Annotated in this window: 10 protein-coding genes; 5 read left to right on the top strand and 5 right to left on the bottom strand. The window is 72.7% G+C overall.

What is annotated here, in order from left to right:
* Window positions 1-208: 208 nt before the first annotated feature.
* Genes E2C06_RS33730 through dut form a run of 3 tightly spaced genes read right to left on the bottom strand, consistent with a single transcriptional unit; the run spans window position 209 to window position 1,901 of the window.
* Window positions 209-583, bottom strand: a complete 375-nt coding sequence (locus E2C06_RS33730) for a DsrE family protein (RefSeq protein WP_133292941.1) — start codon at window positions 581-583, stop codon at window positions 209-211.
* Window positions 584-1,411 carry a HesA/MoeB/ThiF family protein gene (locus E2C06_RS33725; protein WP_133292940.1) on the bottom strand — a complete coding sequence of 276 codons (828 nt, stop codon included), beginning with the start codon at window positions 1,409-1,411 and terminating at the stop codon, window positions 584-586.
* Window positions 1,412-1,436: 25 nt separating this feature from the next.
* The gene (gene dut, locus E2C06_RS33720) at window positions 1,437-1,901 is read right to left on the bottom strand and encodes a dUTP diphosphatase (RefSeq protein WP_133292939.1); all 465 of its coding nucleotides are present in this window, start codon (window positions 1,899-1,901) and stop codon (window positions 1,437-1,439) included.
* Window positions 1,902-2,016: 115 nt separating this feature from the next.
* On the opposite strand from dut, the gene E2C06_RS33715 reads away from it, so the two are divergent.
* Entirely contained in the window at window positions 2,017-3,060 is a 1,044-nt protein-coding gene (locus E2C06_RS33715; protein ID WP_133292938.1) for an alpha/beta hydrolase, read from the top strand.
* A 136-nt stretch (window positions 3,061-3,196) separates the two neighbouring features.
* Here E2C06_RS33715 and solA read toward each other — a convergent pair whose 3' ends face one another.
* A complete protein-coding gene (gene solA / locus E2C06_RS33710; protein WP_133292937.1) occupies window positions 3,197-4,333 on the bottom strand; it encodes an N-methyl-L-tryptophan oxidase in 1,137 nt (378 codons plus the stop codon).
* A 56-nt stretch (window positions 4,334-4,389) separates the two neighbouring features.
* Here solA and E2C06_RS33705 point away from each other — a divergent pair, with 56 nt between their 5' ends.
* Complete coding sequence (locus tag E2C06_RS33705) at window positions 4,390-5,640, top strand: amidohydrolase/deacetylase family metallohydrolase (protein WP_133292936.1); 1,251 nt, start codon at window positions 4,390-4,392, stop codon at window positions 5,638-5,640.
* A gap of 88 nt (window positions 5,641-5,728) precedes the next feature.
* On the opposite strand, the gene E2C06_RS33700 is transcribed toward E2C06_RS33705, so the two are convergent.
* Window positions 5,729-6,619, bottom strand: a complete 891-nt coding sequence (locus tag E2C06_RS33700) for an LLM class F420-dependent oxidoreductase (RefSeq protein WP_165982840.1) — start codon at window positions 6,617-6,619, stop codon at window positions 5,729-5,731.
* Between the two features lie 192 nt (window positions 6,620-6,811).
* On the opposite strand from E2C06_RS33700, the gene E2C06_RS33695 reads away from it, so the two are divergent.
* From E2C06_RS33695 to E2C06_RS33685, 3 genes are all read left to right on the top strand, one after another.
* On the top strand, window positions 6,812-7,864 hold the full coding sequence (locus E2C06_RS33695) for a TauD/TfdA family dioxygenase (RefSeq protein WP_133292934.1): 1,053 nt from the start codon (window positions 6,812-6,814) through the stop codon (window positions 7,862-7,864).
* Window positions 7,865-7,901: 37 nt separating this feature from the next.
* Window positions 7,902-9,122: a flavin-dependent oxidoreductase gene (locus E2C06_RS33690; RefSeq protein WP_133292933.1), complete on the top strand. Its 1,221-nt coding sequence runs from the start codon at window positions 7,902-7,904 to the stop codon at window positions 9,120-9,122.
* A gap of 131 nt (window positions 9,123-9,253) precedes the next feature.
* Window positions 9,254-9,677 (top strand): hypothetical protein (locus E2C06_RS33685; RefSeq protein WP_206664819.1); only part of this gene is annotated, 424 nt, incomplete at its 3' end.

Here is a 9,677-nt window from a genome sequence, read left to right as displayed (position 1 = left end):
CGGGGCGGAGGGCGCCGGGGGCGATGCGGCCGGCGCGGCGGGCGCCGCGGCGCGGGGCGGTGGCAGGTTGCCCGGCTGGCCGAGGCTGGTCTGGCCCCGGGCGGGGGCCGGGACCGCCGGCGCGAGCAGGAGGAACAGGGCGGGCAGCGCGGCGCGCAGGGGATTCATCACAGCCACGGCATGCCAAGCCGAAGCCGTCCGGGTCAAGCTAGATGGAGACAATCTGGCCTTCGCCGACCGCGCCGAGGAAGGTCACCACCCCGGCGACCTCCACCCCGGGCAGCAATTCCGCGGCCGGGATGGCCTCGGCCCGCAGCCCGGCCTCGCAGGCGATGCGGCGGATGCCGAGCTCCGCGGCGGCGTCGAGCAGGGTGGCGATGCCGGCGACGCCGCGCCCGGCCAGCAGCGCTTCCCGCGGCTCGGCGGCCAAGGGCTGGCCGGCGAGGAAGAGCCGGCAGCCGGCATTGGTGGCGAAGAGCGTCACCTCGCGCCCGAGCGCCGCGGCGCCGGTCGCCAGCACCAGGGCGTAGTGCGCCCGCTCATGCTCGCCCGAGAGCAGCAGGATGCCGAGCGGCGGCGCCATTCAGGCGGCGCTGCAGACGAGCGGCGGCGGCGCGGCATGCGCCGAAAGGTCGCGGATGGTGGCGCCTTCGCCGCAAAGCGCGCAGCCGGGGTCGCGCCGCAGCTTGATGGTGCGGAAGCGGGCGTCGAGCGCGTCCCAGAGCAGCAGGCGGCCGGACATGCCCTCGCCGATCCCGAGGATCTCCTTCAGCACCTCGGTCGCCTGCAGCGTGCCCATCACGCCGGTGACGGCGCCGAGCACCCCGGCCTCGGAGCAGCTCGGCACCAGCCCGTCGGGCGGCGGTTCCGGGTGCAGGCAGCGGTGGCAGGGATGCGGCGCGCCGAGATGCGACGTGTAGGTGGAGAGCTGGCCCTCGAAGCGCAGCACGGCGGCGGAGACGAGGGGACGGCCGAGCAGGTGGCAGGCATCGCCGAGCAGGAAGCGCGTGGCGAAATTGTCGGTGCCGTCGCAGACCAGGTCGTAGCGGGGGATGAGGTCGCGGGCGGTCGCCGCGTCCAGCCGCACGGGGTGGATGTCGACCGCGACCTCGGGGTTCAGGCCGGCCAGCGTCTCGGCCGCGCTTTCCGCCTTGTTGCGGCCGATGCGGGCGGTGGCGTGGATGACCTGGCGCTGCAGGTTCGACAGTTCAAGCGCGTCGTGGTCCACCAGGCCGATGGTGCCGACGCCGGCCGCGGCGAGGTAGAGCGCCAGCGGCGCCCCCAGCCCGCCGGCGCCGACGATCAGCACGCGAGCGGCGCGCAGCTTGGCCTGGCCCACCGCGCCGACATCCTGCAGCAGGATGTGGCGGGAATAGCGGTGCAGCTCGGCTTCGGTGAAATCGAGGTCCATGGGGGCGATATGGGGCGGCGCGCGATCAGCGACCAGTGGAGCCGAAGCCGCCGGCACCGCGCCCGGACGGGGCGGTGAACTCCTCGACCACCGCGAAGCCGGGCCGGAGGATGGGCACGAAGACCAGTTGGGCGAAGCGGTCACCGGGCGCGAGCCGGATCGGCGGTGTGCCCGGGGCGTTGCGGTTCCAGGCGCTGACCATGATCGGGCCGGTATAGTCGGCATCGATCAGCCCGACGAGGTTGCCCAGCACCAGCCCCTGCTTGTGGCCCAGGCCGGAGCGCGGCAGCACCAGCGCCGCCAGGCCCGGATCGCCGATATGGACGGCGATGCCGGAGGAGATCAGCGCGGGCGGGCTGCCCGGCGCGATCTCGGTCGGCGCGTCGAGGCAGGCCAGCAGGTCGATGGCCGCGGCCATCGCGGTCTGGTAGCGCGGCAGGCCCCAGTCGCGCAGCCTGGCATCCAGGATCTTCAGCTCGATCGACGGCATCGCGGTCTCCCTCGCCCCGGGTTCCGCCCGTAAACGGGGCCGGGGTCAAGCCCCCGCGGCTTGCGGGGCAGGCATGGCTGGGGTGGAGTGGCGCCCAGCCGAGAAGGATCCGCCCATGCCCGCCCTGCGCCAGGCGCTCGCCGCCGCGCTGCTCGCCTATGCCCCGGCCGCCATGGCCCAGGACCAGCCGCCGCGCGAGCTGCCGGCGCGCAGCCTGCCGGTGCCGGGCACGGTCAGCCCGCAGATGCAGAAGATCATCGGGATGCCGCTGCGCACCGGCTGGAACACCCCGCCGACCACGCCGGAGGAATGGCGCAAGCTGGCCGAGGCCGGCGCCGCGGCGACCCGCCAGGGCCTGCCCGGTCTGCGCGACCGGCTGAAGGTCGATGTCGAGCCGGGCGAGATGGGCGGGGTGAAGGTCTTCCGCGTCACGCCGAAGGAGATCAAGCCCGAGAACCGCAACCGCCTGCTGATCCACATCCATGGCGGCTGCTACGTGCTGAACCCGGGCGAGGCCGGGTTGCCCGAGGCGATCCTGATGGCGGGCCTCGGCGGCTACCCCGTCGTTTCCATCGATTACCGCATGCCGCCGGATGCCTATTTTCCCGCCGCCCTCGACGACGTCGTCGCGGTGTGGAAGGCGGCGCTGCGCGAGCGGGACGCGAAGACCATGGCGGTTTTCGGCTCCTCGGCCGGCGGGGCGCTGACGCTCGAGATGGTGCTGAAGGCCAAGGCCGAGGGACTTCCGCTGCCGGCGGCGATCGCGCCGGGCACGCCGATGTCGGACGCGACCGGCGCGGGGGACAGCTTCCGGACCAATGCGCTGGTCGACAACGTGCTGGTCGCGGTGGACGGGTTCTGCCATGCGGCGACGGTGTTCTACGCCAATGGCCACGACCTGGCCGACCCGCTGATCTCGCCGGTCTATGGCGACGTCCGCGGCTTCCCGCCGACCATCCTGACCAGCGGCACGCGCGACCTGCTGCTGAGTAACACGGTGCGGATGCACCGCGCGCTGCGCAACGCGGGGGTCGAGGCCTCGCTGCAGGTCTTCGAGGCGCAGGCGCATGCCTACTACAACCGCGACGACACCGCGCCCGAGACGCGCGAGGTGTTCGGCGAGATCGCAGGCTTCTTCGACAAGCATTTGGCGCGGTAGGAAGGTTGGGGAGGGAAAAAGGTATTCCCTCCGCAAGCCCCTCCCTTCCCTCTTGTGGGTCGGCTGCCGCTGCGCGGCGGGTGCCGGACTCGGAGAAACAGAGGAGGGTCCAGGTAGGATACTTCCTCCCCGGCCTTCATGTGCGGAGCCGCCCCAGCCGCAGGAAGCCGATCCCGTGCCGCGTGCTGCCGTCCCCGGTGGCGAGGTCGGCCAGCACCTCCCCCACCACGCTGCAGAATTTGTAGCCGTGGCCCGAGCAGGGGGAGGCGAGCACCACCTGGGGATGCGCCGGGTGGTGGTCGAGGATGAAGTGCTCGTCCGGCGTATTGGTGAAGATGCAGGCGCGCAGCGCCATGGTCGGACCGGTGCCCTGCGGGAAGTAGCGCCCGGCGAATTCGCGCAGCAGCGCCTCGTCCGCCGCATCCACCTCGCGCCGCATCGCCTCGGCCGGCATGTGCTCCTCGCGGTGGTGGTAGCGGCCGAACTTGAAGCCGGGGACCTCGACCACGGGAAAGCCGTAGTAGCGCCCCTCCGCCACTTCTAGGTTGAAGACCGGGAAGCGTTCCGGGGTGAACAGCGCGGGCGCCTGCGGCTGCAGCCAGGCCAGCACCTGGCGTTCCGGCACCGCGACGCCCTGCAGCAGCGGCGCGAGGTCGGCCATCCAGGCGCCGGCGGTCAGCACCAGGCGGCCGGCCTCGTAGCGGCCGCGGTCGGTGGTCACGGTGACGCCCTCGCCGCCCGGCCGCGCCTCCCAGCCCAGCACCTGCTCGCGGGCATGGATCTCGGCGCCGGCGGCCTGGGCGGCGCGGACATGCGCGACGATGGCGCGCTCGCTCATCACGTAGCCGCCCTGCGGCTGGAAGATCGCGCGGTAGCCAGAGGGCAGGCGGTAGCCGGGGAAGCGCTCGTTCACCTCCGCGCCAGTCAGGACCTCGTGCTCCAGCGCGTGCAGCCGGGCGGAGGTCAGCGCGCCCTCGAAGACCTCGCCATCCGCCAGCCCGCCATCGAGCGAGCCATGGGTGTGCAGCACACGCTCGCCGGTCGCCGCCTCCAGCTCCCGCCACAGCGCATAGGCGCGGTGCAGCAGGGGGACATAGGCCGGGTCCTCGTAATAGGGCAGCCGGATGATGCGGGTGACGCCGTGCGAGGAGCCCATGACATGCGGGATGTCGAAGCGTTCCAGCCCCAGCACCCGCTGGCCGCGGCGGGCGAGCTGCCAGGCGGCGGCGCTGCCCATGCCGCCGATGCCGACCACGATCACGTCGAACGCCATTGCACACCTCGATCCAGGCCGTGCCATTCTGCCCCGCAAGATGGGGGAGGAAAACCATGCACCAGATTCCGCGCCGCGCCCTGCTGGGCGGGGCCGCCGCCATGGCGTTCGGTGGCCAGGCGGGCGCCCAGGGGAGCACGCAGGCGCCGCGCCACGACCTGCTGATCAAGGGCGGTGAGGTGGTCGATCCCTCCCAGGGGCTGCGCGGCCGCCGCGACGTCGCCATCCGCAACGGGCTGGTTGTGGCGGTGGAGCCGGAGATCCCCGCCAGCGCCGCGGCGCAGATGATCGAGGCCGGCGGCAAGCTGGTCTGCCCAGGGCTGGTCGACCTGCACGCGCATGTCTACCCCGAGGTCTCGTCGATCGGCCTGCCGGCGGACGAGCTGGTGCCCTGGACCGCCACCACCACCTATGTCTCGGCCGGCGATGCCGGCAGCAGCACCTTCTCGATGTTCCGCCACGCCGTCATGGCGCGGTCGCGCACCCGGCTGCTGGGCTTCGTGCACATCGCCAATTTCGGCCTGGCCGGCTTCCCCGTGGGGGAGATGCTGAACATCGACCACGCCATGGTCGAGCTGGCGGCGAAGACCGCCGCCGAGAACCGCGACGTCTGCCTCGGCATCAAGGTGCGCATGACGCAGGAGGTGGTGGGGACCAACGGGCTGGAGCCGCTGCGCCGCGCCGTCCGCGCCGCCGAGCTGGCCGGCCCCTGGGCCAAGGTGATGTGCCATATCGGCAATGCGCCCGACAGCATCGAGGCGGTGCTGGACCTGCTGCGTCCCGGCGACATCCTGACCCATGCCTTCAGCGGCGCCGGCAACAACACGGTGCAGAACGGCCGCGTGGTGCCGGCGGCGCTGCGGGCGAAGCAGCGCGGCGTGGTGATCGATGTCGGCCATGGCGGCGGCAGCTTCGACTACACGGTGTTCGAGCCGGCGCGCGACCAGGGCTTCGGCCCGGACACCATCAGCAGCGACATCCACGCGGTGTCCGGCAACACGCCGGGCCTGCCCTTCCTGCCCTGGGTGATGAGCAAGTTCCTCAACAACGGCTACACGCTGGACCAGGTGGTGGAGATGGCCACCGTGAAGCCGGCGAAGGTCATCGACCGCGTCGAGAAGCTCGGCACGCTGCAGGTCGGCGCGCCGGGCGACGTCTCGATCCTCGAGCTGGTGCGGGAGCCGGTGGAATTTGTAGACACGCGCAACAACCGCCGGCAGGGCACGCAATGGCTGAAGCCGGTGCAGGTGGTGAAGGCGGGGCGGCCCTTCGGCCGGCCCTTCCCATCACCCTTCGCCTGGCCCTGAGTGAAAGGCGTCGCCGCGCAGCGGGCGCCAGGCTCGGAGAAATAGATGAGGGGGTCCTGGGGGAGAATACCTTCTCCCCCAGCCTTGCTCACACGACGTCCGCGACCGCTGCGACGAAGCGCCGCATCACCGCCAGGTGGTCCGCCATGCCGCGCCCCGCGATGCGCTTGTGGTGCCGGCGGTTGAAGGTATTGGTCAGCGTCAGGTGCGTCGCGCCGAGCCGCTTCCAGTATTCCGCCTCCGCCCGCCAGGAGGCCTCGTCGCCGGCGCCGCCGGAGATCCAGACCTCGAGCCCGACCGCTGCCGGGTCGCGCCCCGCCGCCTCGGTCAGGCGGCGCAACTTGTCCATCTCCGCCTCGATCTCTGGGCCCGGCGGATAGGCATTCATGATCCAGCCGTCGCCGAGCGTGGCGATGCGCTCCAGCGTTTGCGGCACGTGGCCGCCGAACCAGACGGGGATGCGGCGATGCACCGGCAGCGGGTTGATGCCGGCATCCTCGATGCGGTGGTACTTGCCCGCGAAGGTCACGTAGGGCTCGGCCCAGAGCGTCTGCATCACCGCGACCTGCTCGGCGGAGCGGCGGCCGCGGTTGGAGAAGGTCTCGTTGAGGCCGGTGAACTCCACCGGGTTCCAGCCGACCCCGATGCCGAGCCGGAAGCGCCCGCCGCACAGCACATCCAGGCAGGCCGCCTGCTTCGCCACCAGCGCCGCCTGGCGCTGCGGCAGGATCAGCACCTGGGTGGAGAATTCGGTGGTGGGACGGCAGACCGCCGACAGGAAGCCGAAGCAGACGAGGGGGTCCTGGTAGAGCCCGCTCGAGAGCGCGGACTGCTCGCCCTCGCCCGGCCGGCCCGACAGCACATGGTCCGGCAGGCCGAGATTGGTGAAGCCCATCGCCTCCGCGGCTTCGGCGAATTCGCGGATGGCGGACGGCTCGCCGCCGATATCGCCGAGCGGCAGCATCACCCCGAGGCGCATGGGACCCTCCCCTTCTTCTTGCCCGGCCGAGATTGCTCCGCGGCCGGGGCGCTGGCTACAGCGGCTTGCGTTCAGGGGTGAACGCAAGCCGCTGCGGCGCTTCATTGCCAGAGCAGATTCACGCATCCGGGCGTTCACACCCTTCTGCGATCTGCTCTAGGCTGAAGCGGGGAAACGGAAGGAAAGGCCGGCATGGCCATCACCGCGCGCAGCGGGCCGCCGCTCTGGTACGGGCCGGAGATGGCGGCACGCAACGACTGGGTCCGGCCGCTGGCCGCGGCCGAGATCACCGCGCTGGAGGCCGCCGTCGCGCGGCTCGACGCCACCGGCATCGACATCGCCGCGATCGGCCCGCAACACCTGCAGGAACCCGCGCTGCAGCCGCTGGTCGAGGAGATTCGCGCGGCGACGCTGCACGGCCGCGGCTTCATCCTGGTGCGCGGCGTGCCGGTGCAGCGCTGGACCGTGCGGCAATGCGCCATCGCCTATTTCGGCCTCGGCACCCTGCTGGGGGAGCCGGTGTCGCAGAACGCGATGGGCCATATCCTCGGCCATGTGAAGGATATCGGCGCCGACTATGCCAGGCCCGACCACCGCGGCTACCAGACCGCGGCGCGGCTGCCCTACCACTGCGACAGCTCCGACATCGTCGGGCTGCTCTGCCTGAAGCCGGCCAAGGCGGGCGGCAAGTCCAGCATCGTCAGCAGCTGGGCGCTGTTCAACGAGATGCTGCGCCGCCACCCCGACCTGTTGCCGGAGCTGCTGGAACCGGTCTACCGCGACCGCCGCGGCGAGGTGCCGGAGGGCGCCGAGCCCTGGTACGCCGTGCCGGTCTTCAGCCCCATGCGGGATGGCGGGCTGGTGGCGACCTACGTACGCAGCGCCATGCGCAAGGCGCAGCGCTTCCCCGAGGTGCCGCGGACCACGCCGGCGCTGGAGGCCGCCTGCGACGCGCTGGACGCCCTGGCCGAGGACCCGGCGATCCATCTCGACATGGATTTCCAGCCTGGCGACATGCAGTTCGTCAGCAACCACTGGATCATGCATTCGCGCACCGCCTACGAGGATTTCCCCGACCCGGCGGAGCGCCGCCACCTGTTCCGGCTGTGGCTGGCCTGCGCCGACGGGCCGGCGCTGCCCACGACCTATACCGCGGCCTGGCAGGGCGCGACGGCGGGGGGCCGGCCCGCCGGCATCCGCGTGGCCGGCGTGCCGCTCTCGGCCCCGCTCGACGGCGGCTGGTAGCCGCCGCTACCTTCCGCGCAGGCGGGGGAGGGCTGGGATGCGGGTGCTGATCGCGGGCGGCGGCGTGGGCGGGCTGACCCTGGCGCTGATGCTGCACCACCGGGGCATCGCCTGCACCGTGCTGGAAGCGGCCGAGGCGGTGCGGGAGCTCGGCGTCGGCATCAACAACCTGCCGCACTGCGTCGCCGAATGGGCCGAGCTCGGGCTGCTCGAGGAGCTCGACGCCATCGCCATCCGGACGCGGGAGCTGCGCTACCTCAACCATCTCGGCCAGACCCTGTGGACCGAGCCGCGAGGGCTGCATGCCGGGCACGCCGTCCCGCAATTCTCGATCCACCGCGGCCGGCTGCACGGCATGCTCTGGCGCGCGGCGGAACGGCGCCTGCCGCCGGACGCCTTGCGTTGCGGCCACCGGCTGCTGGGCTTCGAGCAGGATGCGGCCGGCGTCACCGCGCGCTTCGCCACCCCGGGCGGGGAGCAGGCGGTGCGGGGCGACGTGCTGGTCGGCGCCGACGGCATCCATTCCGCGCTGCGCGCCCTGCTGCACCCCGACGACGGCGGCATCCGCTGGCAGGGCATCCTGATGTGGCGCGGCGCGGTGGACTGGCCGGCCTACGAGACCGGCGACGTCATGTTCATCGCCGGCGACCTCAAGGCCAAGCTGGTCTGCTACCCCATCGGCCCCGGCAGCACGCCGGACCGCCGGCTGACCAACTGGGCGGTCTACGCCAAGGTCGATACCGGGGAGCAGCCGCCGCCGCGGCGGGAGGACTGGTCCCGCACCGGGCGGCTGAAGGACGTGCTGCCGCTGGCGAAGCGGATCAGGCTGCCCTTCCTGGACTCGGAGGCGCTGGTCCGCGCCTCCCCCCAGCGGCTGGAATACCCGATGTGCGACCGCGACCCGCTGCCCTGGTGGAGCGCCGGGCGCGTCACGCTGCTCGGCGACGCGGCGCATCCGATGTACCCCGTCGGCTCCAACGGCGCGTCCCAGGCGGTGCTGGACGCGCGCTGCCTGGCCGATGCCCTGGCGGCCCAGGCGCCGGCCGAGGCGCTGCGGGCCTACGAGGCCGAGCGCCTGCCCAAGACCGCGGCGATCTGCACCAGCAACCGGATGGGCGGGCCTGAGCGGGTGCTGGACGTCTTCGGCCAGCTGGCGCCGAAGGGCTTCGCGCGGATCGAGGACGTGATCCCGCCCGAGGAGATTGCCGGCATCGTCCGCGGCTACGCGACCCTGGCGGGCTTCGCGGTCGGGCGATAGCGCAGCGGGATCCCGGGCAGCCCTGTGCTGCAACGCACAAGGCTCTCGGAGCTTTGTGCTCGCCCGGCGGGGACCAATGGCCAGATTAGGCCTTTGTGCGGCTTCGCACCCGCGACTGGCCACGGGACCCCATGCTCACCACTGCGCCTCTTGCCGCCGGACCGGCGACGCTGCCGCAGGGCTGGCTCGCTTTGCCGGAACGCCGCCTGGGCGGTGCCACGATCCCGCTGATCCTGCTGCATCCCCGCCACGGCGTGGTGCTGGCCGGCGGCCCGGCGGACGGGCCGGCGCTGCTGCACCAGCGCCTGGCCGCCGGGCGCTTCCCGGCGATCTTCCCGGGCCATCTGCCGGTCGCTCGCACCGACCATCCGCCCGCCGACCCCATGATGGCATTGGCGGGCGAGGCGCCGCTCAGCCTGCCGGGCGGCGAGGCCTGGGTGCTCGCGGTCTGCCGGGCGCTGGAGACCGAGGCGCCGGTCGGCCCGCCGCGGCGGCTCGGCTTCCGGGCCCGCCGGCGGCGCACGCGGCGGCGCCTGGCCCTGGCGATGGGCGGTG

The sequence above is a fragment of the Dankookia rubra genome (assembly GCF_004355005.1).
GTDB classification, from domain to species: Bacteria; Pseudomonadota; Alphaproteobacteria; order Acetobacterales; family Acetobacteraceae; genus Paracraurococcus; species Paracraurococcus ruber_A.
The sequence above is the reverse complement of the archived record's forward strand: the minus strand, read 5'-3'. Positions and strand labels throughout refer to the sequence as shown.

Bases quoted from the DNA above. Each gene is read 5' to 3' on its own strand.
- E2C06_RS33730 (WP_133292941.1), bottom strand. From the start codon at position 583: ATGGCGCCGCCGCTCGGCATCCTGCTGCTCTCGGGCGAGCATGAGCGG.
- E2C06_RS33725 (WP_133292940.1), bottom strand. From the start codon at position 1,411: ATGGACCTCGATTTCACCGAAGCCGAGCTGCACCGCTATTCCCGCCAC.
- dut (WP_133292939.1), bottom strand. From the start codon at position 1,901: ATGCCGTCGATCGAGCTGAAGATCCTGGATGCCAGGCTGCGCGACTGG.
- E2C06_RS33715 (WP_133292938.1), top strand. From the start codon at position 2,017: ATGCCCGCCCTGCGCCAGGCGCTCGCCGCCGCGCTGCTCGCCTATGCC.
- solA (WP_133292937.1), bottom strand. From the start codon at position 4,333: ATGGCGTTCGACGTGATCGTGGTCGGCATCGGCGGCATGGGCAGCGCC.
- E2C06_RS33705 (WP_133292936.1), top strand. From the start codon at position 4,390: ATGCACCAGATTCCGCGCCGCGCCCTGCTGGGCGGGGCCGCCGCCATG.
- E2C06_RS33700 (WP_165982840.1), bottom strand. From the start codon at position 6,619: ATGCGCCTCGGGGTGATGCTGCCGCTCGGCGATATCGGCGGCGAGCCG.
- E2C06_RS33695 (WP_133292934.1), top strand. From the start codon at position 6,812: ATGGCCATCACCGCGCGCAGCGGGCCGCCGCTCTGGTACGGGCCGGAG.
- E2C06_RS33690 (WP_133292933.1), top strand. From the start codon at position 7,902: ATGCGGGTGCTGATCGCGGGCGGCGGCGTGGGCGGGCTGACCCTGGCG.